Source organism: Prosthecobacter sp. Pr1, from assembly GCF_057652315.1.
On record NZ_JBYFBS010000007.1, the window covers coordinates 126,570 to 150,437 of the forward strand.

At 61.7% G+C, this 23,868-nt stretch carries 16 protein-coding genes; 7 read left to right on the forward strand and 9 right to left on the reverse strand.

Annotated features, from left to right (window positions below; genetic code table 11):
- Nucleotides 1–12: 12 nt before the first annotated feature.
- Entirely contained in the window at nucleotides 13–1,026 is a 1,014-nt protein-coding gene (locus tag AC24GY_RS13930) for a DNA topoisomerase IV subunit B family protein (protein ID WP_487683926.1), read from the forward strand.
- The gene (locus AC24GY_RS13935; RefSeq protein ID WP_422322702.1) at nucleotides 1,019–1,660 is read left to right on the forward strand and encodes a response regulator; all 642 of its coding nucleotides are present in this window, start codon (nucleotides 1,019–1,021) and stop codon (nucleotides 1,658–1,660) included. The genes AC24GY_RS13930 and AC24GY_RS13935 overlap by 8 nt, the downstream gene beginning before the upstream one ends.
- 252 nt (nucleotides 1,661–1,912) lie before the next feature.
- Here AC24GY_RS13935 and AC24GY_RS13940 read toward each other — a convergent pair whose 3' ends face one another.
- Nucleotides 1,913–3,172: a GDSL-type esterase/lipase family protein gene (locus AC24GY_RS13940; protein WP_487683931.1), complete on the reverse strand. Its 1,260-nt coding sequence runs from the start codon at nucleotides 3,170–3,172 to the stop codon at nucleotides 1,913–1,915.
- Between AC24GY_RS13940 and glgX the strand changes: the two genes are divergently transcribed.
- The 5 genes from glgX to asnB all read left to right on the forward strand — a co-directional run bounded on the left by glgX (nucleotide 3,171) and on the right by asnB (nucleotide 13,926).
- Nucleotides 3,171–5,390, forward strand: coding sequence for a glycogen debranching protein GlgX (gene glgX, locus AC24GY_RS13945; RefSeq protein ID WP_487683934.1), 2,220 nt, complete (start codon nucleotides 3,171–3,173; stop codon nucleotides 5,388–5,390). The genes AC24GY_RS13940 and glgX overlap by 2 nt on opposite strands.
- A 1,797-nt stretch (nucleotides 5,391–7,187) precedes the next feature.
- Nucleotides 7,188–8,567, forward strand: coding sequence for a murein biosynthesis integral membrane protein MurJ (gene murJ, locus AC24GY_RS13950; RefSeq protein ID WP_487683937.1), 1,380 nt, complete (start codon nucleotides 7,188–7,190; stop codon nucleotides 8,565–8,567).
- Entirely contained in the window at nucleotides 8,564–9,835 is a 1,272-nt protein-coding gene (locus AC24GY_RS13955; protein WP_487683940.1) for an O-antigen ligase family protein, read from the forward strand. Before murJ ends, AC24GY_RS13955 begins: the two co-directional genes overlap by 4 nt.
- Nucleotides 9,832–11,970, forward strand: a complete 2,139-nt coding sequence (locus AC24GY_RS13960; RefSeq protein WP_487683943.1) for a glycosyltransferase — start codon at nucleotides 9,832–9,834, stop codon at nucleotides 11,968–11,970. Before AC24GY_RS13955 ends, AC24GY_RS13960 begins: the two co-directional genes overlap by 4 nt.
- A 3-nt stretch (nucleotides 11,971–11,973) precedes the next feature.
- Nucleotides 11,974–13,926, forward strand: a complete 1,953-nt coding sequence (gene asnB, locus AC24GY_RS13965; RefSeq protein ID WP_487683946.1) for an asparagine synthase (glutamine-hydrolyzing) — start codon at nucleotides 11,974–11,976, stop codon at nucleotides 13,924–13,926.
- Between the two features lie 147 nt (nucleotides 13,927–14,073).
- Here asnB and AC24GY_RS13970 read toward each other — a convergent pair whose 3' ends face one another.
- The 8 genes from AC24GY_RS13970 to AC24GY_RS14005 form a co-directional block, all read right to left on the reverse strand.
- Nucleotides 14,074–15,111: an acyltransferase family protein gene (locus tag AC24GY_RS13970; protein ID WP_487683949.1), complete on the reverse strand. Its 1,038-nt coding sequence runs from the start codon at nucleotides 15,109–15,111 to the stop codon at nucleotides 14,074–14,076.
- Nucleotides 15,108–15,809 (reverse strand): GDSL-type esterase/lipase family protein, encoded by a 702-nt coding sequence (locus tag AC24GY_RS13975; protein WP_487683952.1) that lies wholly within the window; start codon nucleotides 15,807–15,809, stop codon nucleotides 15,108–15,110. The genes AC24GY_RS13970 and AC24GY_RS13975 overlap by 4 nt, the downstream gene beginning before the upstream one ends.
- 311 nt (nucleotides 15,810–16,120) lie before the next feature.
- Nucleotides 16,121–17,263, reverse strand: a complete 1,143-nt coding sequence (locus AC24GY_RS13980; protein ID WP_487683955.1) for a glycosyltransferase — start codon at nucleotides 17,261–17,263, stop codon at nucleotides 16,121–16,123.
- Between the two features lie 164 nt (nucleotides 17,264–17,427).
- On the reverse strand, nucleotides 17,428–18,228 hold the full coding sequence (gene lpxA, locus AC24GY_RS13985) for an acyl-ACP--UDP-N-acetylglucosamine O-acyltransferase (RefSeq protein ID WP_487683958.1): 801 nt from the start codon (nucleotides 18,226–18,228) through the stop codon (nucleotides 17,428–17,430).
- 18 nt (nucleotides 18,229–18,246) lie between these two features.
- Nucleotides 18,247–19,566, reverse strand: coding sequence for a bifunctional UDP-3-O-[3-hydroxymyristoyl] N-acetylglucosamine deacetylase/3-hydroxyacyl-ACP dehydratase (locus tag AC24GY_RS13990; protein ID WP_422320750.1), 1,320 nt, complete (start codon nucleotides 19,564–19,566; stop codon nucleotides 18,247–18,249).
- A gap of 97 nt (nucleotides 19,567–19,663) precedes the next feature.
- Nucleotides 19,664–20,905 (reverse strand): PQQ-binding-like beta-propeller repeat protein, encoded by a 1,242-nt coding sequence (locus tag AC24GY_RS13995; RefSeq protein WP_487683963.1) that lies wholly within the window; start codon nucleotides 20,903–20,905, stop codon nucleotides 19,664–19,666.
- 30 nt (nucleotides 20,906–20,935) lie between these two features.
- Complete coding sequence (locus tag AC24GY_RS14000; protein ID WP_487683966.1) at nucleotides 20,936–22,663, reverse strand: hypothetical protein; 1,728 nt, start codon at nucleotides 22,661–22,663, stop codon at nucleotides 20,936–20,938.
- Nucleotides 22,664–22,690: 27 nt separating this feature from the next.
- Entirely contained in the window at nucleotides 22,691–23,836 is a 1,146-nt protein-coding gene (locus tag AC24GY_RS14005) for a glycoside hydrolase family 75 protein (RefSeq protein ID WP_487683969.1), read from the reverse strand.
- Nucleotides 23,837–23,868: the final 32 nt, after the last annotated feature.

The window sequence follows — 23,868 nt, forward strand, 5'->3', positions numbered from 1 at the left end:
CGCATCATCCTCATGAGTTCCCCGTCCTCTGACATCGCTGCCATGATCCGTCAAAGACCCGGCATGTACATTGGCGATGCAGGACCACGCGGTATGGAGCACCTGATTCATGAACTGGTGGCAAACGGCCTGGACCAATACCTCGCGGGAAAGGCTGACCGCATAGGAGTCTCCTGGCATGATGGCCATTCCCTCTGCGTCTCTGACAATGGCGAAGGCCTGCCTTTCGACGTCCCAGGTGCAGGGAGCAAGACGCTGGCGGAAACCTATTTCACCGAACTCCATTCCACGCCAACAGCAGACGGGCACAGCCCTCACGTCCATTTGAATGCCGGAGGCGTCGGATTGGTCGTGGTGTCTGCCTTGTCGAGCGTCGTTGAGGTTGTCTCCCACCGTGCCGGATTTCGCTGGGAGCAACGCTTTGAGAAGGGGCATGCCGCCGCCCCTCTGAGAAAATCAAAGTCATCCGCACGCGGAACCAGCATCACCTTCGTGCCTGACCCGGCAGTGATGTCCGCACAGGCCCCTCGATGGTCCATGGTGAGACGCAGGCTCTTCGACACTGCTCATCTGTTTCCAGGTGTGATGTTAGGACTTCAAGAAGAGACGTTTCATGCACCGGGCGGGCTGCTTGACCTCGCTGAGTTTGAGTCTTCAGAAAAGGATGAAGCCTTCACGAGCACTGATCAGTCAGCATTTCAGCTGAACGTTGAACTGGAGGATGTTAACATCAATGCTGCAGCCTGCGGCACTGCAAAGTCCTGCCACTGGCGCTCCTGGTGCAACGGCATGCCCACGGCCCAGCATGGCACCCATGTCGCAGGATTCAAAGAAGCGCTCAAATCTGCAGGCTGGACCCCGGCTGCGGCCATGATTCACGTCCTGCTCAAACGGCCGGAGTTCAGTGCTCCCACGAAGTCATCGCTCACAACCAAGCACGTGCGCTCAGTCGTGCGCCGGGCCGTGCTGGATCAACTGCAGCGAAATGCCCCGGCCCACAATCAATCATCCACACCCCATGCCTGACACCATCCACCTCTGGATCATCGAAGATCACAAGACCTACGGCGAGCGTCTCGTCAGGGCCTTGAACCGTCTCGACGGCATCGCCTGCACGCAGCGCTTCACCGCCTGTGAGGATGCCTTTGCCGCGCTCGCCACGGAGCCTGCGCCGCAGGTGCTTCTGCTGGATGTCGGCCTGCCCGGCATGAATGGCATCGATGGCATCACACGCCTGCGCCAGCTTGCACCCAGCACCGCCATCGTCATCCTCACCGTGTTTGAAGAGGACGACAAAATCTTCCGCGCCATCTGCGCCGGTGCCGCCGGGTATCTTCTGAAAACATCCAACACCGAGGACATCGCCGCCGCGATCCGCAGTGCAGCCGCAGGCGGCTCCCCCATCAATCCCCACATCGCACGTCGCGTGCTGGAGATGTTTTCCAAGGCCAACGTGCCGCAGAAGGACTACGGCCTCACCCCGCGTGAGCTGGACATTTTGAAGCTCCTCGTCAGCGGCAGCACCATCAAAGACGCCGCCGCCCAGCTCGGCATCGGCTACTACACGGCAGACGAGTACATCCGCAGTGTGTACGTGAAGCTCCAGGTGCGCAGCCGTGGCAGCGCCATCGCGAAGGCGGTGAAGGAGGGGCTGGTTTAAAGCCCCTTTTAAAATCTATTGCTCCAATCTTCCTCTCCGTGGGCAACGTTTTGATGCGGCGCTTATGCGAACGCGGCAGCGTCTTGGAGTGCGGTGGCAGAGATGCAAGGCGCAAGCCTGCATCGGCGACACCGCTTTCCCAGGGTGTAGAAAGTTCTTCGGTCCCAGCATGCCATCCGGCTTGCGAAAGCGGCGTCGCGCCGAGGCTTGCCGCACGCACTCCAAGACGCTGTCGCGTCGCTTGAGCCCCCCCTACTTCAAATACGGCCCCACCACTTCCTTCCAGATCACATACCCCTTCGGATTCATGTGCAACTGGTCCTCCACAAAGATGTCCGGCTTCGGCTTCCCATCAGCCCCCAGCATGTGCGGATACACATTGATGAACTGCAGCCGCTTGTCGGTCTTCGTGTACTCCTCCACCAGACGGCTGGCTTCGATCATCTTGTCGATCATGCTCCAGCGCTTCGGATTCGGCGCGTTCGAGATGTAGCAGATGCGGCACTCCGGCAGCGCCGCATGCACCTTGGCCACGAAGGCTTTGAAATCCGCAAACACCCGCTGCGGCGTTTTGCCGGCATTGATGTCGTTGCCACCCGCATACATCACCACCTGCCGGGGCTTGTACTTGATCACGGTCAGGTGCGCGTAGTTGAACGAATCAAACACCTCGGAGCCGCCAAAGCCGCGGTTCATCACCGGCAGTCCGGGGAAATCCTCCGCCAGACTCTTCCACTTCACGATGCTGGAGCTGCCGGTGAACACGATGGGATTCTCCGGCGGCGCCTTTTCCGCATCCTTCTTCGCAAAGGCCAGGATGTCCTTCTGCCAGCGGATGGCGGAGGTCACGACATCGTAACCCGCCTCGCTGAAGTGCAGCTTGTCCTCCACGTAGAGCTCAGGCCGGGGCTGGCCATCTGCACCGAGCAGCAGTGAGAACACATCAATGAAAACGACCCCATGCTTTTCGCAGGACGCGGCGATGAGCGCATTCGCCTGCTTGACCTGCTCCACTTCATCCCAGCGCGAAGGCGAAGGCGGAATGGAGATGAAGGAAATCGCAGTCTTTGGCAGCGCTGTGCGCACCTTCGTCACAAACTCCTCAAACGCTGCCAGCACCTCCTCCGGCGTCTTTCCCGCATGCAGGTCATTGCCACCGGCATTGAGGTAAACCTGCTTCGGCTTGTATTTGATGACACAGCGCTCCGCGAAGAACGCCACGTCACTGAGCTGCGAGCCGCCAAAGCCGCGATTCAGCAGCGGCGTTTTCTTGAACCGCTCCGGCAGCGACTGCCAGCGGCGGATGTTCGAAGCCCCGACAAACACCGTGACATCCTTCGGCGGCGCCTTGGCCGCATCCTCCGCTTCAAAAGCCTGGATGGCCTTTTCAAAACGTGCCGGGTCCGCCGGCTTGAGGGCGTGAGCCCATGAGGAGCAAATGACAAGAAAAAGGACAAGAAAATGGCGATAAATCATGGCGGCATGGCAAACGTTGTGCGTTGTGGATCTCATGCAACCTTTGCTCACAAGCTTGAAACGCAAATTTGCCCGGATGTCCACGCCCACGCCCCCTGCTCGCGCGGCCGTCCCAGCCTCCCCCTTCCCTGTTTCATTCGAGATCAATGGTGAACCGCTGACTCCCGGCGTCACGCTGCTGCGCGAAAGCACCCGCTTCGTGGTGCACTCCCGCCATGCCGTGGCCCTGGACCTCTGCCTCTACGATCCCAAGAACCCCGCTCGCGAGACCGCCCGCGTGCGCATGCAGCGCACCGAGTGCGATCTGTGGCATGCGACCGTGCGCGGGATCCAAGCAGGCACGCTGTACGGCTACCGCGCCCACGGCCCGTGGCTGCCCCAAAACGCCATGCGCTTCAATGCCAAGAAGCTCATGCTCGACCCCTACGCCCGCGCCATCCACGGCACGCCCGACGAGGCCGAGCACATGCGCACGCTGCCCGATCCACGGCACTCCCTGGGATGCATCGACAACGGCTCACACGCCCTGAAAAGCGTGGTGATCGATGAATCCTTCGACTGGACCGGCGATGCCATCCCTCGCGTGCCCTGGCAGGACACCGTGATCTGTGAGCTGCATGTGAAGGGCTTCACCCAAACGCACCCGGACGTGCCTGCCAGGCTGCGCGGCACCTACGCCGGCCTCGCGCATCCCGCCGTCACCTCCTACCTGCGGGATCTCGGCATCACCAGCGTGCAGCTTCTCCCGGTGCATCAGCATCTGGACGACGGCTTTCTGCTGGGCCGTGGCCTCACCAACTACTGGGGCTACAACACCATCGGCTTCTTCGCACCGCACAACACCTATGCCTCCTCAGCGGATCCGCAGGAGCAGGTGCGCGAGTTCAAGGCCATGGTGAAGGCCCTGCACACCGCCGGCATCGAGGTCATCCTGGATGTCGTGTACAATCACACCGCCGAAGGCAATGAGCACGGCCCCTCGCTGATGTTTCGCGGGCTCGACGATCACAGCTACTACCGGCATCATTTCGGCGAAAACGGCGCGGACTACATCAACGTCACCGGCTGCGGCAATTCGGTCGACTCCGCCAGCCTGCCCGCCCTGCGCCTCATCCTGGACAGCCTGCGCTACTGGGTCACCGAAATGCACGTGGACGGCTTCCGTTTCGACCTGGCCGTGACGGTGGCCCGCGATGAAAAGGACGGCTTCAACCGCCAGTCCCCCTTCCTCAGCGCCGTGGCGCAGGACCCCGTGCTCTCGCGCGTCAAGCTCATCGCCGAAGCCTGGGACATCTCCCGCATGGACAGCTATCAGGTGGGCAATTTCCCCGAACCCTGGCGCGAGCTGAACGGCAAGTATCGCGACACCGTGCGCAGCTGGTGGCGCGGAGACTCCGGCTGCACCGCCGAGTTCGCCAAGCGTTTCTGCGGCAGCCAGGACGTCTTCGGCTGGAACCAGCGTCCGCCCCTGGCCAGCATCAATTTCCTCACCTCGCACGACGGCTTCACGCTGCTGGACCTCGTCAGCTACGCGGAAAAGCACAACGAAGCCAACAACGAGGACAATCGCGACGGCGACAGCAACAACCACAGCACCAACTGCGGCGTGGAAGGCCCCACCACCGACCCCAAGGTGCTCCAAACACGCGGCCAGCTCCGCCGCAGCCTGATCGCCACGATGATGTGCTCCCTCGGCGTCCCCTTCATCACCGCTGGCGACGAACGCGGCCGCACCCAGCGCGGCAACAACAACGCCTACTGCCAGGACAGCGACATCAGCTGGCTGGACTGGCAAGACTGCGACGAAGAAATGCTCACCTTCACCCGGCAGATCACCGCCTTCCGCCGCAGTCATGAGGTGTTTCGCCGCCGCAGCTATTTCGATGGCAAGCTCAATCCCGCCACCAGCCTGCGCGACGTCCTCTGGCTGGAAAGCGATGGCACCCTGCTGCACCATGAGGAATGGCATCAGGAGACCCGCCGCTGCTTTGGCGCACTGATGGGCGCCGTGAGTGACTCCTCCGCCACGCTGCTGCTCCTGTTTAACAACAGCGCCGAGCCACAGCCCTTCACCCTCCCCGGCGGCCCGGACATCCTCTGGTCCCTCGTGTTCGATACCGCCTTGAGCCCCTCCTTCCCCGCCAAGACGCCCCCCGGCCTGGCTGGCTCCCAAACCTACCCGCTGCTCGGCCAGGGAATCGTCTGCCTGACCCTCGCCGCCGGAGACCGCGAAACGCTGGAGCCGAAGCTCTGAGTCGGTTCTCAAAGAGCACTCGAACAACGCAAAGCACGCCGCAGCCGATGGAGGGGGATCATCTTGATCCCCCGTCTGGCGCGGTGATGGCTGCGGCGTCATCCAAGAAGAGACCCGCGTCTTTCCAATGCGGAGCCGAGGGCGAGAGCGGAGCATTGAGGAATCGGGACGATCCCTCTCCTCCAGAGCTCGCTGCAGCAGGCGGAGGGGGGATCGTCCCGATCCCCCATCTGGGCGCTTGAGATACAGCGTTTCCAAAACTGATCCGAAAAGCATGCGTGGCGACACTCGGCGGAGGCTTGCGGACAAGCATCCATGCCTCGCGCCGGACACGCGCCAGCCCAGCGCGGGTGGGGCTGGCTGTCCTCAGCCAGCCGCCGTCGAAGCCCATGCTCCTCGAGCAAGAAACAACCCGCCAAACGGAAATGGGTTTTGCGAACCGCTGCAACCGCACCGCCAATCCTCATGACATGAAATGGTATCAAGTATCACTTGGCATCAAACCGGTATCATTGATACCATCGGTATCATGGTATCAAGGTATCACTCCCTATATATAGGGAGTGATACCTTGATACCAATCCCAACCCCCGACGGGAGAAAGCCAGCGGGGTTTGGATGCAGTACCTCCCACCCCCGTTGGAAGCAGGAGGACGCACAGGATGGAAACCACCCTCCATGCCGCCCCGTGGCGCAGAGCCAGGCTCCGGCCCGTAGGTCGGTCGTGTTTGGCGCGCTGCACCTTCCCACGCCCCACCGCTCCCACCGCCAAACCGCCCGACTGCGAGGACGTCCGCACGCCAGGGTGCTTGCCGCACGCTCATGGACGGACGGGCTGCCGCCACAACCATCCTACGGACCAGCGCTTCCCGCGATGAGCCAGGCTCAGGCTCAAACGAGGATCATGAGCCTGATAGGATCATGATCCTATCAGGCTCACAGGCTCACTACCTATATATAAGTAGTGAGCCTGTGAGCCTGAACCCAACGGCGAACCGAACCCCAACGGGGGTCAGACAAACCTCCCCGCTGTTGGCCAACCCCGCCGGCATCAGGTTCATGGGCTCAGGGTTCAACGTGGGTTCAAAACACCCTTTGGCCCAGTGGGACAGTCTGAAGCCAGGCATAGAACCGCGCATCGCGAGGCCCACGCGTGGTGCCTTTCACCGCCCTAGGGACGGCGCACCTTTTTGATCGCCCGCGAAGCGACAGACCCGAAATCACGGACGCGCACAGCGCATCCCTACCAGCCCTGGGTATGCTGCGCGGATGGTAGGGACGCGTTGTGCGCGTCCGTAGAATCCTTCGTTCCAGCGTCGGTTGGCAGCCCAGCCGCCCACCCCTTTCCTAAAGCCCGTCTGGCAGCGCGCGTTGTGGACGTCTGGAGTCCCCCAGCCACGCGCCAGCGTCTTGGACTGCGGTGGCAGAGATGCAAGGCGCAAGCCTGCATCGGCGACACCGCTTTCGCGAGGCGCTCCATGGTCTTCGGCCTCAGCCCACCCTCCAGCCTGCGAAGCGCCCAGGCTTGCCGCACGCAGTCCAAGAGGCTGTCGCGTTCGCGCAGATGCCAAGCCAGCCCCCTCCCACAGCCCCTCCCGCCCCACTTCCACGCGCCTTTCCCCACCCGTCAATACAAGAACACCCCAACCCGCCACGGTGCGCCTAAGCCCCTTAAAACACGCTTTAACCCCCTGTCAGAGAACGGGAAAAAACCACCCGTCCTCCCCCCGAATCCCCTCCTAAATATCCCGACCTCAAGTTTGCCGAATCCTTTTATGGTGTTTATAGTTTACTAGAATGCCTGAAATCCGCCTCGCCCTGCCAGCCCCCCTTCGTGCCTTGCTCGCACGCGGGGCCGGGTCGGCCATGGTCTCGGGCTTTCTTCTGGTGGCGCTGCTCACGATGGTCGGCAAGATCGTCGCCTTCGCCAAGGACGCCCTCGTCGCCAACAAACTCGGCACCGCCAGCGAGCTCGACGCCTTCATGGTCGTGTTTGGCTTTTACACCTTCATCGGCTCGGTGCTCGGTGGCGGCATCCCCGAGGCCTTCGTGCCCGCCTACGCTGAACTGCGCGAGCGCCGGGGCCTGCGCCGCGCCTACCGCCTTGGGATTCAGAGTGTCGCATCGCATTTCGCGGCCTTGCTGATCTGCGGTGGCCTGCTGGCACTCGCGGCTCCCTCGGTGGTCGCATGGACGACGAAGGGCTTTGAGCCTGCCAAACAGGCGCTCGCTGTGAGCCTGCTGCGCGGCCTGCTCCCCTTCCTGCTCTGCTTTGGCGTGGCCCAGCACCTCGGCGCCTGGCTGCGTGCCGGGAAGACCTTTCTGCTGGCCGCCTCCGCACCGATGCTCGTGCCCCTCGGCATCGTCATCGCACTGCTGCTCGCTGGCAATCAGGTCAATGCCTGGACCCTCGTCTCCGGCACGGTCTGGGGCGCGGTGGCGCATCTCTCGGTGCTGCTGGCGGCCATCCTCCGCCGACTGCCGCGCAGCCTGAGCTGGTGGCGCTGCTCCCTGCGCCACAGGGAGCCGGGGCTGCGCGTGGTGCTGCGCAATGCGGTGCCCTTCCTCATCGGCGGCGTCGCCTTTGGCAGTGCGGTGGTGGTGGATCAAACCATGGCGGCATGGCTCACCGCAGGCTCCGTGGCCGTGCTGGGCTATTCGGACAAAGTCTGCGCCATCGTCCTCGCCGTCACCGCCGGGCCCGCCTCGGACGTGCTCTTCCCCCACTTCGCCGAGCTCGTCGCCCGCCGTGATTGGAACGGCCTGCGCAAGCGGCTCTTCGCCAGCGCCGGGATCATCGTCAGCGCCTCGCTGCCCATGACGCTGGCCATGTGCTTCCTCGCCCCGTGGATCGTCCGCATCCTCTTTGAGCGCGGTGCCTTCGGCCCGCAGGACACCCAGCGCGTGGCCGAGGTGCTGCGCTACGCGGCCTTCCAGATTCCCTTCTACATTCTCGGCACCGTGGCTGCACGCATCGTCATCTCCTTGCAGGCCTCGCGCCACATGCTCACCATCGCGTTCAGCGCCCTCTTTCTCAATGCTTCGCTCAACTGGCTCTTCATGCGCCATCTGGGTGCGGCAGGCATCGCGCTTTCCACCACCATCGTGCATTGCATCTGCGCCTTCGCCACCTGCGCCACCTGCCTGCTGGTGATCCGCCGAAAGGAGGCCGCATGAACGCCGCCCCCAGGATGCCCGCCTACATGCAGATCGCCGCGAAACGCCGCGAGCGCCTGGTGAAGTTTCTCCTCCTGGCCGCGCTCGCGCTGCTCGTGCCTGCCATGACCAAGGCTTTGTACTGGGCCGATGGCGCAGGCGTCATTCCCTTCAAACCACGCGACTACACCCTGCTCACGCTGGCGGGTGCCGGAGTGATGTCTCTGCTGAACAAGCCCAGCATCTGCCCGCCCGCTTTTCTGATGCTCATCGTGCCGCTGCTGCGCGTGCTGGATGCCGCGTTTCTGCAGCGCTTCACCATCACGGCCCTGGGGGATCACAGCATTGTGGTGATGTCCCTGCTCTCCAACTTCCTCGTCACCTTCACCACCGTGCTGCTGCTTTCCACGGAGCCATGGCGGCGCGTGGCCATGTGGGCCGCCGTCTGCACCGCCGTGCTCTCCGCAGGCTGCGTGTATTACGAATGGCTGGGCTTCCGCTCCTTCACGCGCATCCCGGGCCGCATGGCCGGCTTCCCGGACGATCCCAATGACCCGCCGATCATCATCACGCTGATGCTCTCGGTCATCTTCACGCTGAATCCCCGCTTCTGGTGGAACGTCGTGCTCATCGGCTTCGTCGCGCCCGCCATCGCGCTCACCCTCAGCCGCAGCGGCATGGCGGTGTTTTCCTGCCTGATTCTCTGCTACATCATTGGAAATCTGCGCAAACACTTCATGGGCATGCTGCTCCTGGTCGCCATCAGCGTTCCCCTCGCCATCGGTGGCGTGGCCATCCTGGCCCAGACTTCCACCAAGGTCGGGATCATGACCAACAAGGACACGACGGACCGTCTCAAGGCCATCTACGAACTCGACTTCGAGCGCATCAAATCCCCCGAACGCGGCAAGGATCTGCAGGACGGCTGGGAGGCCGCCGGCAAAAAACCTCTGTGGGGTCATGGCACCGGAGCAGGCACCAGCATCTGGAAGCCGCATAATCAAATCGTCTCCCTCTGGATCGACATCGGCATCCCCGGCGTGCTGCTCTACATCGGCGGACTGCTGGTGCTGACCATCCGCTGTTTCTTGGTCAAGCTGCGCGGTTTCTACTGCCTCGTCCCGCTGTGGTTGTTCATCCCCTGCAGCCAGATTCTCGTGGAATCCCCGCACTACTGGTTCGCCGCCGCCGTGTGCTGCAATCTGGTATACAGCGGGCGCTTCCGCCTCGTTCTCTCCGCTCCTCCGAAGGCGCAGGCCACGCCTCACTCCCCGCTGCCGCAGCCATGAAGATCGCCTTCATCATTCGTGATCTCGGCCATGGCGGCGCCCAGCGCCAGCTCGTGCTGCTCGCGGGTGGTCTGGTCAAGGAGGGCCACGAAGTCTGCGTACTGCATTTCTACGACGGTCCCTTTCGTGCGGAACTCGAGGCCTCCGGTGTGCAGACGATCTGCGTTGGTAAAAAAAGCCGCTGGGATCTCACCGGCTTTTTCATCCGCCTCATCAAAGCCGCCCGCAGCGTCCGCCCCGAGGTGCTCCACGGTTACCTCGCGGAGTCCAATCTCATGGCGCTGTTCCTGAAGCCCTTCTGCGGCTTTCCACGCATCGTCTGGGGCGTGCGTGATTCCCAGTCAGACGCGCACCTCTGGGGCATCCTCAGCAAGGCCAGCTTCCGCCTCAACTGCCTCCTCGCCCGCTTCGCCGATCTCATCCTCTGCAATTCGCAGGCCGGGCGCGACTACTACGCCGCCCGTGGTTATCCGCTCCAGAGGATGCACGTCATCCCCAACGGCATCGACACCGAGCGCTTCAAGCCGCAGCCGCGCACTCCGAACAAGGAGCTCACCTTCGGCCTCGTCGGCCGCATGAACCCGATGAAGGACCACGCCACCTTCCTCGCCGCCGCAGCCCTCGATCCGCATGCCAGATTCATCATCGTCGGCTCGGGTGATGCCGCCTACGAGCAGCAGATGCGCGACCTCGCCGCCAGACTCGGCATCGCCGACCGCATCACCTGGCTGCCCGCGCAGCACGACATGCCCGCCGTTTACGCCAAGTTCGACTGCCTCGTGAACTCCAGCGCCTTTGGCGAAGGCTTCTCCAACGTCATCGGCGAAGCCATGGCCTGCGGCGTGCCCTGCATCGCCAGCAACGTGGGCGACAGCGCCTGGATCATCGGCGACAAAACACAGGTCTTCCCCGTGGGCGATCACACCGCGCTCGCCCATTGCATGCTCGCCTTCCACCCGCACAACCCACGTCAGCGCATCGTGGATGAATTCAGCGTGGCGAAGCTCATCGAACGCACCAGCCGCCTGCTTTCCAAAAAAGTGCTCTGGCTCACCACCGGCCTCGGCAGCGGCGGCGCAGAGATGATGCTGGTCCAGCTCATTCGCGGCCTGCCGCAGTTTCAGCACGTCGTCATCTCCCTCACCGCAGGCGGCAAGCACGCCACAGCTTTGCGCGAAGCTGGCATCGAAGTCCACAGCCTCGACATGCCCGCCGGCAAACCCACGCTGAGCTCCCTCTGGCGCTTGTTCAAACTGGTCCGGCAGACCCGCGCGGACGTGCTCATGGGATGGATGTACCATGGCTGCTTCGCCGCCGTGCTCGCACGCTTCATGCGTTTCAAACGCGTTCCCATCATCTGGAATGTGCGCCAGAGCCTCTACGATCTGAAGCACGAAAAGCGCGGCTCTGCGCTCGTCATCCGTGCCCTCGCCAAACTGTCCTGGCTGCCGCAGCGCATCACCTACAACACGCAGACCGGTGCGAAGCAACACGAAGCCATCGGCTTCCGCGCCAGCAAAACGCAGCTCATTCCAAACGGCTTTGATCTCGCCAAATGGCAGCCCGGCAAGCCCGTCCCCGGACGCATCGGCCGCTTTGGCCGCAATGCCCCCATGAAGGATTACGCCACCTTCATCGCCGCTGCGAAACTCATCGCTGAAAAACGCCCTGACACGCAGTTCATCATCGTCGGTGCTGACACCGAAACACTCGACGTTCCTCCCAACATCCAGCTTTTGGGCGAGCGCCACGACCTGCCCGAGCTCACCGCCTCGCTCAACATTGCCGTGTCATCCTCCGCCTTTGGCGAGGGCTTTCCAAACGTCGTCGGCGAAGCGATGGCCTGCGCTGTTCCAGTCGTAGCCACGGACATCGGCGACACCCGCTGGGTCACCGGTGAGACCGGCCACTTGGTGCCGCCGGGCGATCCCGCTGCACTTGCCAAAGCCTGCATCGAAATGCTCGATTCTGGCATCACTCAAGATCCCGCCGCACGCACACGCATTGAGCAGCAGTTCTCCATCGGGAGTGTCCTGCATAAGTTCGCCGCTCTGTTGAACTCGTCCCACGCATCCGCCGCAGCTCCCGTGCCCCCGGTGCCGCATCCTCTCGCATCCCCCCTTCCCCATCCCTGACTCATGTGCGGCATCGCTGGCTTCTTCAATCCTCCCTCAGCGTGCCCCGGGCACGAGATGAACGCCATCGTCACCGCCATGACGGACGCCATCATCCTGCGCGGCCCCGATGACGCCGGAGCCTGGGTCGACTCATCCAGCGGCATCGCCTTGGGCCATCGCCGTCTCTCCATTCTCGATCTCTCCCCGCTCGGCCACCAGCCGATGAACAGCGCGGATGGCCGCTTCGTCATCGTCTTCAATGGGGAGATCTATAACTTCCAGGAACTGCGCGCCAAGCTCGAGCCCCTCGGCCACACTTGGCGCGGCCACTCCGACACCGAGGTCATGCTGGCCGCTTTTCGCCAGTGGGGTGTCATTGCAGCCACCCAACGCTTCAACGGCATGTTTGCCTTTGCCGTGTGGGACAAGCAGCAGCGCATGCTGCATCTCGCCCGCGATCGCATGGGCGAAAAGCCCCTCTACTACGGATGGATCGGCGAAACGCTCGTGTTCGCCTCCGAGCTGAAGGCAATCCAGCGCTTCCCCGGCTTCAACGCCGCTGTGGATCGCGAGGCCCTCACCTCTCTGCTTCGCTTCAATTACATCCCCGATCCGCTCTGCATCTATCAAGGGTTCAAAAAGCTGCCACCCGCTGCGATGCTGAGCTTCAAAGCTCCCTCCGAACGCCCGCAGCCCGGCTACTACTGGAGCCTGCCGCAAGTCGTCGAACGCGGCCTCGACCATCCCTTCACGGGCACCGAGGCCGAGGCCATCGACACCTTTGAGTCCATGCTCAGAAAAGCCGTGGGCATGCGCATGATCTCCGACGTGCCGCTCGGAGCCTTCCTCAGCGGCGGCATCGATTCCTCCCTCATCGTGGCGATGATGCAGAAGCAAAGCGCCCGCCCCGTGCGCACCTTCACCATCGGCTTTCACGAAAAGCAGTACAACGAAGCGGAGATCGCCAAGAGCGTGGCCAAGCACCTCGGCACCGAGCACACCGAAATGTACGTCACCGGTGAGGACGCGCTGAATGTCATCCCGCAGCTTCCCGCGCTCTACGATGAACCCTTTGCCGACTACTCGCAGATCCCGACACATCTCGTCTGCAAGATGGCGAAGCAGCATGTCACTGTCGCCCTCAGCGGAGACGCCGGCGATGAACTCTTCGGTGGCTACGAACGCTACGCCATGGGCCGCAGCCTCCACAGCAAGTTCGCCTGGATGCCCCCTGCATTGAAAAAGCTCACCGCAGCCGCACTCACCGCAGTGCCTCCCGGCCCGCTCAACGCCCTCGGCTCCAAGCTCCTGCCCAAGAGCAGGCGCCACATCCCTGTCGGTGATAAATTGCACAAACTTGCCGAAGTCGTCGCCGCTCCCGGCATCGAGACGCTCTATCTCAATCTCATGTCCTACTGGAAAAAGCCCACGGACATTGTCATCGACGGCAAAGATCCCATCACCGCCATCACCAACACCAAGGCATGGCCGCGTGTCAGCGATTTCACGCATCGCATGATGTATCTCGACATGGAGACCTACCTCCCCGGCGACATCCTCACCAAAGTGGACCGCGCCGCCATGGGCGTCAGTCTCGAAGGCCGCATCCCGCTGCTCGACACCAACCTCATCGAGTTCGCCTGGACCATCCCGTATTCCATGAAAGTGCGCGACGGCAAAGGCAAATGGCTCATGCGCGAAACGCTTTACCGTCACGTGCCCAAGGCCATGATCGACCGCCCCAAGCAAGGCTTCGGCATCCCCTTGGAAATCTGGCTGCGCGGCCCCCTGCGCGAATGGGCCGAGGATCTACTCAGCGAATCACGCCTGAAACGCGAAGGCTTCTTCCACCCCGCCTCCATCCGCCAGAAGTGGCAGGAGCACCTCAGCGGCACCCGCAACTGGCACTTCTACCTCTGGGACATCCTCATGTTCCAGGCCTGGCTCCAGGCGCAGAAGGAGCGCGGACTTTAGTCCGCAGCAGGTCGCTCACGCCTAGCGTGAGTCATCCCAGACAGAAAGCCGCAAGCACGAGATCTTCGGCGCGGCGAAAGCCCCAAGCGAATGTGACGCCTCTGGTGTTGCGGAATGCTGCGGACTAAAGTCCGCGCTCCGTACACCTCACGTAAACCGCCGCAGCCTGTCCCGCACCCACCGCATGGACGGCCGCTCAATGCAAACCGAGATCACCCACGCCAGCACCACCATCGCAGCCACCGTGATACCAAGCCTCAACCACGCCGAGTCCGTCACACCACCCAGCGCATTCAAAAGCACCAGTCCGATGTTTTGATGAATGAGGTACAGCGGATACGAAATCGCTCCCAAAAACACCAGCGGCTTCGCATTGAGAAAAGGCAGCCATCCCGTCGTCGCCAGATGCAGCAGCAGCCCAAAGCCAACGACAAACACAAAGTGCAGCGGAAACGCCGCCTTCCACCATGCCAGCACCGCGCAGGACACCAGCACCAGTGTATGCCCAAGGCTCCACGCACGCCGGCGATGCGCATCGTATAAAATCATGCCCACGCCAAACAGGTGAATGTAGTCGAGACTCGTGACCGCCTTGATCTTCCCCGTCAGTCGATAAACCAACGACTCCGGCTGCCCGTAAGTGAGCACCCCATGCGCCGCCGCCGCCGCACCCAGCCACAGCAGCAGCACCGGCACGGTCAGCTTCTTGAAGGCCCCCAGACGATGCAGGATGAGCATGGCCACGTAAAACAAGATCTCGAATTCCAGCGACCAGTACGCGCCATCAATCATCTGCGCCCGCGCAAACCGCGGCAGCATCGTGATGTTCCAAAGCGCATCACGCTGCGTGACCTCCATTCCCGGCAGTCCATGGTTGGCAGTGACCAGCAGCGTGATCAGCGCGCAGGCCCAGAACGTCGGATACAGACGCGAAAAACGCCCCACGGCGAAGTGCATCGCAGACCTCGCACGGTCCAGCGTCATGAAGATGACGAAGCCGCTGATCATGAAAAACAGATCCACCCCCGTGCCGCCATAAGGAAACTCAAACGGCGGATCGTACAGGTGAAACGTCCAGTTCTTTGCGATGCCGCTGGTGAAATGAAACAGGATGACCGCCATAGCCGCAATGCCGCGCAAAGCATCCAGTTCAGCGATTCGCAGCGTGGGATTGATCGACTTCATGGCAGGGCGGCAGGCAGTTTAAGAACAGGCGTGAGTTCACGAGCCAGCACGACATAACCCGCCTTGGAAAGATGCAGATGATCCTCCTGGTAAAGCTGAAGCCGTTGATTGCCGTCCGTTTCCAAAAAGGCGGATGAGAAATCAAAGAACTCCACCTTGCTCCGACCATCGAGCTTTTTGAGCCCCCTGTTGATCTCAGCAATCCATGACCGGATCGGCGATGTCGCCTCATACACCGGCAGCAGGCCCAGCAGCACGATGCGCGTCGTCGGATGTCGCGTGTGAATGCGCTCCACAATGGCTTCGATGCCAAGTGTCGTATCCGCAGCGCTGAAGTGCCGCCAGAAGTTGTTGATGCCAATCATGAGCACCACCGTCTCAGGCGATGGCCCTTCCAGAATACCATGCTCCAGACGCCACAGCACATGCTGTGGCCCTTCACCACCGATGCCAAAGTTCAGCGCCTGCGCCGGTGCGATGCGCCTCTGCCAGATTTCCTTGTCCCAGCTCTCCGTGAGCGAGTCCCCAATGAAAAGGATTTTGGCATGCGACTGCTTCATCTTCTCAGCCTGCTGCTTCACCGTGCCCGCCCAATACGCCGTGTCATCGCGCATCGCAGGCTCCCACGGCACCTCCGCTGCATGCCCCACCATGGCCCCAAGGCAGAAAAGACCGAGAAGATGTCGGAACAATGACATGAAAGCCGAAAAGCTAAGCGCCTGCCCTCACGAGATCAAGCTGCGTGGCAAAACAACCGAGCGCAGATTTGCGCACATATCATTTACGATGGACTCAAAGCGAATCCCCTCTCCCCACAGCAGATATGGCAATGCCCAAGACTCTCTTTGGGGAGAGGCCGGGTGAGGGGTCATCCCATGCCTACGCAGGATGCTCGTCGTCCCCTCACCCCAGCCCTCTCCCCCGAAGAAAAACATAGACTGCCACCGTGTGTCAGGGGCGGGGAGAGGGAGAATCGCTTTCGTCGCCCCTGGATTTTTCCAGCCCAGAATTACCGCCCCACCTTCTGCTCATACTCCCGCACAATCGCCCCAAAACACGCCTCCTGGCTGAACCGCGTCTCCGCGATCTGCCGATGATTCGAAACCCGCCCCAGCGCACAATCCTGCGCCCATTGCCCGATAACACTCGCAAAGCCATCCACATCCTCCTTGCCCGCCGACCAGCAGTGCGACAGCCCCATCTCCGTGAAGTCGTTGTTCCCCGGCACCCGGCTCAAAATCACCGGCAGGTCACAGGCCAGCGCCTCCAGCACCGCAAAGGACAGCCCCTCATAGCGTGATGTCAGAATCATCCCATCCAGCGCCTGATAAAACGACAACGGCTCGGACAAGTAAGTCTGGCGCACAATCCGCGAACGAATGCCCAGCTGATCCGCCAGAGCCGCACACTCAGCCGAAAGCTCGCCCTCGCCCAGATGATACAGCCACAGCTCGGGCCTTTTTTGGCAGGCTTTGGCAAACGCATGATACAGCGTCAGCGGGTCCTTTTGAAACGCCAGACGCCCCACCGATCCCAGCAGGATCGCACCCGCCGGAACACCCAGCGCTGCACGAATCTCCTGCCGCTTCTCAGCATCCGCAGGCCGAAACCGCACACAGTCCACCGGGTTCGCAATCAAACGCAGCCGCGTCTGCGGAATCTTCAAAGAGTCCCGCGCAAACGCCCTCTCCCCCTCAGACAAATTGATCGTCGTGCCAATGCGCCCGAGCACCGTCTCCACCGCATTGAACACCCGCGACTTCATCCCCCCCTTGCCCGACAATCCAAAGTAGGCATGCGGCGTGTAGAAAACCGGCTGCCTCACACCCAGCCAGACCAGCGCACGTGCCAGTGCACCCGCCTTGGAACTGTGCGCATGGATCACATCCGGCCGCGCCTCCGCCACCAGCCTGCGCAGTTTCAGCAGCGCAGCCACGTCACCGGGACCGGGCGCATTGCTCACCGCGAGATTCACCGTCTTGCCACCCGCCGCAGAAACCTTCGCCACCAGTTGTGTCAGCCGGTCCGAACCCCGCACATCCGAATACGCCAGATGGATGCGATGACCCCGCTCCATCAAAAACGACGCCAGTGCCTCAACGTGCCGGAACACGCCATCCACTCCGGGTTCAGTGACTAGAAGGATTTGCATCGAAGAAAGCCACTTTAGCACCATTCAGCGCAGCCACGAAAGCAAGGATGCAGTGAAAGTAGCCTTGTGGCTGTACAACAAGGACAGCTCAGCGTGGCCCCAGATTTCAAGACGCTCCCAGCCGTAATGTTTGCACCACACTCCACTGTTCCGCAGGAGCAGGGCTACTCTTCCTCTGCCTCGGCCTTGCCGCCGAAAATGATGCCCCGCTTCGTCGTGGCCACGAAGTCGGTGAAGGCCGCAGCCTCCGGCGTGAGCTCTCCGGCACGGAGTTCCTCCACGGCCTGGGCGTTGTTCAAACCATTGCGATAGACTTTGCGAAACGCCTCACGCAGAGAACGCATCTGCTCACGGGTGAATCCCGCGCGTTGCAGGCCGACGATGTTCAAGCCACGCGCACGCGCCGGGTTGCCATCCGCCGTGCAAAAAGGCGGGATGTCCTGCACCACTTTGGCACAGCCACCGATGATCGAGCGTGTGCCGATGCGGCAAAACTGATGCACCGCCGTCAGACCACCGATGATGACATGATCCTCAACGACCACATGCCCCGCGAGGGTGCCGTTGTTGGAAAAGATGACATGATTTCCCACGATGCAGTCATGCGCGATGTGCACGTAGGAGAGGAAGTTGTTGTGGCTGCCGATCACCGTCTTGTCCCCGGCGGACGTGGCGCGGTGCACGGAGCAAAATTCACGGAAGGTGTTGTTGTCACCCACTTCCAGCCACGTCGGCTCCGCGTTGTATTTCAAATCCTGCGTCTGCTGGCCGATGGAGCCGTAGGCGAAGAACTTGTTGTTCTTCCCGATCTTCGAAGGCCCCATCACCGTCACGTGGTGCTGCAGCCAGCATCCATCTCCCAGCTCCACGTCCGCGCCAATGATGCAATACGGACCGATGTGGACATCCGCACCGATTTTGGCGGAGGGATCAATGATGGCGGTCGGGTGAATCGAAGCGGGCATGCGTGAACAATCTAACTTTTAACGATCCACTACGCTGAACATCAGCTCGGCCTCGGAAACGACCTGCCCATTCACACTGCAACGGCCAATGCCGCTGGCGATGCTGCGCTTGGTCTTGAGGATTTCCGTTTCGATGAGGAGCGTGTCACCGGGAAGCACCGGCCTGCGCCACTTCACATTGTTGGCGCTCATGAAGTAGCCGATCTTGCCCTGATTGCCTGGCATGCGCAGCAGCACGATGCTGGCCACCTGCGCCATCGCTTCGAGCTGAAGCACGCCGGGCATGATCGGATGGCCGGGGAAGTGACCTTGGAAATACGGCTCGTTGATCGTGACATTCTTGATGCCCGTGCACTTCGATTCGCCTTCGAATCCGATGATGCGGTCCACCAGCAGGAAGGGATAGCGGTGCGGCAGGATGTTCATCACCTCGTTGATGTCGAGGACGGCCTCGCCACCGGGGATGTGCACCGGCGCCGGCACCATGCTGCGCATCTGGTTGTACTGCGCCACGATGGCGCGGGCCAGCTCCGTGTTCGGTCCGTGGCCCGGACGCACGGCGATGACGTGGCCTTGGATGCGTTTGCCGGAGAGCATCAGGTCTCCCACGATGTCGAGAATCTTATGCCGCACGAACTCGTCCGCAAAGCGCAGCGGCTGCTTCGAGAGCAGCGTGTCCCCGCGAATGACGACCGCCGCCTCCAGCGTGCCGCCTTTGATCAGCCCCTTCTCCATCAGCGGGGCGATGTCCTCATAATACACAAAGGTGCGCGCCGCCGCGATTTCCTTCTCGTAGGTCTCAGGATTGATCTCCGTGCTGAAATATTGCGTGAAGCGTCCGCCCGGGCCCACGTTCGTGCAGGAGATGCGGAACTTCTTGTCAGGAACAATGGTCAGGATCGTGCCGTCGCGCGTTTCCTGGTAGATCGGCTCACGCACTTCGAAAACCTTGCGCGCTTCCTTCTGCTCCTGCAGTCCGGCGGACTTGATCAGCTCCACAAAGGGCATCGAGCTGCCATCCGCGATGGGCGGCTCGTTGGCATCCATTTCAATGATCGCATTGTCCACGCCCATCCCCGCCAGCGCAGAGATCACGTGCTCGACCGTGTGCACATTCACCCCGCCCTCGGCAATGGTCGTGGCACGCTCGACTTTCTGGACTTTCTCGACCAGCGCCGGAATGAAGGGTTTGTCCTCCAGATCGATGCGGCGAAACTTGAAGCCAAAGTTTTCCGGGGCGGGTTGGAGGGTGAGTGTGACCTGTTCGCCGGTATGCAGCGAGGTGCCCGTCATCGAGACGGACTTGGCGAGTGTATGCTGACGGTCTGAGGCGGCCATAGGCGGGAGCACGTTCGTTAGCGTCGCGGCCCGGTGGGGTCAAAGGGAAATGCTGGGCATGCACCTCCCCTCCCCGGGCTAATCCCGATACCCGCCGCTACTTCTTCCCGATGCACCACAGGTGCTTGTAGCCCCGGATGAAAAGCTGGCCTTCGCTAACGGCGATGGAGCCGATGATTTTCTCCCCTAGTGAATTCGTCGCCAGCAGTTCAAATTTCGGGCTGGCCTTGAAGACGAAGCAGTCGCCGATCTGATTCGCCGCATAGCATTTGCCATCGGCGCTCAGCACCAGCGAAGACCAGTTGTTGCCCTTCAGACGCTCCTGAAACACCATCGCCCCCGTCTTGAGATCCCGGCACTCGGCGATCCCGCCATCACTCAGGATGTAGTGGTAGCCGCCATGCACCACGCCGCTGCCGATGCGCTGACTCACCTTCGGCAGCTGCCAGACACGGTTCTTCTCCGTCACATCCCCATCGCCGCCGGTCCTCACCGCCAGTGCAGCGCCGCCGTAGCCGCTCATGGCGATCATCACACCATCCGCATAAAGCGGAGAATTATAAACGAGGTCAGTCAGGCCGCTGGAGGTCCACAGTTCCTTGCCAGTCTGCGGATCAAAGGCACAAGCACGCCGGGGGTAGCTCATCAGCAGTTCATACCGTGCGCCGGTTTTGCGCAGCAGCGGATCGCTCCACGAGCCCAGCCACTTCTTGTCCGCCCCTTCGCCGGAGGCACCGCCCGGCTCCTTGTGCTGCCAGATCGTTTTGCCCGTCTTTTTGTCAAAGCAGTACAGCACCGTGTTCTCCCCGGGCCCGAAGTTCAGAAACACCCGATCCCCCGCGAGCACTGGCGAAGTCCCGTTGCCCCAGATGTGGTGTTGCTTGCCCAGATCTGTGCGCTTCCACACTTCCTTGCCATTCATGTCATAGCAAAACACTCCCGCCGAGGCAAAGAACACGATCACACGCTCGCCATCCGTCGCGGGTGAGGCTGCGCAGTACGGATTCGTGGCATGCGTGAGCTCCGGCTCCCGGTAGATAGTGCCCGCGTCCCACAACTGCTTGCCCGTCTTTTTGTCAAAGCACAGCAGCAGCCGCTTCCCTTCCTTCTCAATCGCCTGCGTCACCAGCACCTTGTCCCCCCACACCACCGGCGTCGAGTTCCCCCGCTCCGGCAGCTCCACCTTCCACACCACATTCTCCGTCTGGCTCCATTTTTCCGGCAGCTTTGACTCCGCAGAGGTGCCGTCCCCGTTCGCCCCCCGCCACATCGGCCAGTTCTCAGCATGCAGTGCGGCCAGGGGACCAAGAGCGAGGGTCAGTAGAAGTGTGAGTTTCATAAGGAGAGAGTATACGCTGTTACCTGGCTGTTACTTGGCTGCAACTTTGTACCCAACGTAAGCGGTGGAGCTGATGCCCAGGAGGGTGGTGAGGTAGGGATCAAAGGTTGGCATCTGCCAGTCGGCAAGGCTTTGCCAGATGAAGACGAGACCGAGGACGCCATTCCAGATGATCATCTGCAGGCGTGAGATTTCCGCCTCTCCGCCTTCGGAGACGATGTCTTCCAGAAAGGAGCGGCTGCGCACGGACCTTCTGTTGGACCCCACGAAGGAGGCTGCCAGCAGGGTGCCGCCATTGATGCCAAGGAGCAGCGGTGCGGAGCCGGAAAGCACGTCCATCTGCGCTTTCATGGCCCACAGAAACAGATAGCAGCCGGTGCAGATGGCGAGCCACCAGGCGAAGACGACGCGTGAGGCGCTCCAGGGGCTTTGAGTCCAGTGTGTGATCAACGGATCATTCTCAGGCACGCTGCTGCGCAAAGTGCCGGTCTGCATGGAGACGAGGACGATGAGCCACAGCACGCCGGCCATGGCCGCCCAGGCGATGGAACGCATGAGCACAGGACGCAGGGGCAGCGCCACGATGCAGTCATGCTGCAGCGTGCCGCCGTTCACCACGGTGGGCATCTTCAGCGTGGTAATACGGCCCTCGGCATCCGCAGTGCGCAGGGAAACGGTGATGGAGGCCTTGCTGTCCACGCCATAGGTGGTGACGAGATCGCGCCATTGATCGACCTCCGTGCTGACGGGTGAGATGCGGCGGAAGAGCAGCACATTGAGCGTGTCATCGTCGGTCTGGCCTTTGAGCGTGGCGCCGGCCAGGGTGCTGTGACCTTTGGCATCCGGCTTCATGCTGGCAAACTCACGCCCGCCGATGGTGAGGCACAGATTGCACCTGCTGGTCTCAAGCCAGGCCTGAAACTTGAGCTTGTCATCCTTGAGCTTTTGCTCCCAGCGCATGCCGCGTTCTGAAAGAAAGCGGGCAAAGGTTTCCGGATTGTGCTCGAGTTTGTCGCTGATCATGAAGGTGCCGAGCAGTTCGGGGCTTTTCTGCACCATCTCCAGCAGCCGGGCCTGAAAGGTGAGCATGCTGGACGTGAGTGTGACCGGAGCCATCTCGGGACGTTTGTCTGTCTGGCCGCGAACATCCGCATCGTTGAACATCTGCTCCAGCGTGGCGGGCTCAGGCACCCCCGGTTTTCCAAGAAGGCGGGGGTCAACGATGATCTCCCGCAGCCATGTGCGAAAGGCAGCCTCCTGCGCGGCGCTTTGCACCCGGCCTTTGTTGGATCGAAGAGAAAGATAGGTGCGGTAGGAGGCCGGGGTAAAGCCGGAGTCTTTGAGCAGGGCTTCATTGCCTTCCGCACGATCCATCAGCCAACCGTCAAAATTGCGCACCCACACGGTGAGCATCGGCGGCATGAAAATGCCGCGCGCACCATCCATCTGCTCCCCTTTGTCACCACATTCCCCGAGGCGCGCGGCAAAGACGACGTTCGGCGGCACATCCGCACCCACCGGCACCACCAGCTCCCCCAGCGGCCGGCTCATGATCATGCCGCTGTTGAAAGCCGCGTGCAGCCCAAACACAAGCAACGGCACGGTGATGAGCGCCAGAAAGCTGAACTTGGGATTGAACGTTTCAGGCGCCAGGAGGGTGCGCAAATGCTCGATCAGCAAGGTGAGGCGGCGCTTTCTGACGGGAACAGCGGAGGGTGGCGGCAGCACTGCGGGCGGTGGTGTCACGTCATTGCTCATGGGATGTCTTTGGGGTGTCGGTTCGTGTTACTGCCAGCGGTGCAAAGTCGTGCCGGTGCCGAGTCCGCCGATTTCTTCCAGCAGACGGGCCACCTCGGTCTGGAAGACTGACAGGTCGGGCGCGGCCATGGCAAGCCTTGTTTGTGGAAAAATGACGTAGGTCACAGTTACATTATCCGCCGCACTGTTTCTGCCCGTGGCCTTGGGATTGATGGCCTGCGCGACCTTGAGCGAGGCCTCGCCCATCTTGGCATCGCCACCGGTGTCGCCGATCACACAGGGATAGACCTTCCCACCGACAATGACGGCCACGAAATCTCCCACCTGCACGCTGAAGGGCAGCTTCAAGCGGTCCGGCCAGGTCTGCGGCACCACGATGAATGGATCCAGACTGCCCACCAATGAGCGCCGGGTGCGCAGATCCTCATCATAGTACTTCGCGCGGCGGTCCAGGGTGGAAATCGTCTCCTCAAACTGCTTTTGCACCGACTGCCAGATGTAGCCGTGGTCATGAGCAGCCTCATCGGACACCTGCTTGTGGAGAATCCGCAGCTTGGTGAGGGTGTCGGCGTAATACTGCACGAACGGATTGGCCGCCTGCTGGCCTGCGGACTGCGCCCATGAGTAGGCCAGCAAAGGCTGAAAGCTCCGCGAGATGCGTGCATCATCGTAATCCTGCAGGCGTGCGAGCCTCACGGGATCCGTACCATCGGTGTCCACGTCCATGTCGGACTGAAAGAGCACCGCCTTGCGCCCGGTGGTCGGAGCGGTGAGATGCAGCACCGTCGCGCAGTCAAAGAAATCATCCGTGCTCATGGACTCGCCAGCGGCAAGAGCGCTGATCTTCGCATCATAGAACGATTTGAATTTCGGTGAGACCTCCGCAGTGCGCAGCAGTTCGGTCAATTGGGGGAGGGCCGAAAAAAGTCCCGGATTGAGCTTTTCCAAGGCCTCGATCTTCCTCAGCGGCTCGGGGCGAATGACCGAAGCAGTCTTTTGCACTTGGAGGTAGGCAGGAGTGGCGGATTTCTTCAGCGGCAGCGGTTCACTCGTACCCTCGACCCATTCGGGCAGGCCTGCAGCGCGCTCCTGCGGGGGTGGCTGCTGCTGCTTTGAGCAGCCGAAGAAAGGCAGGATGGAGAGCATCAGCAGAAAGGTGCGCAGCAGGATCATGAGAATGATGGGGATGAGGAAGCCATGCTTCG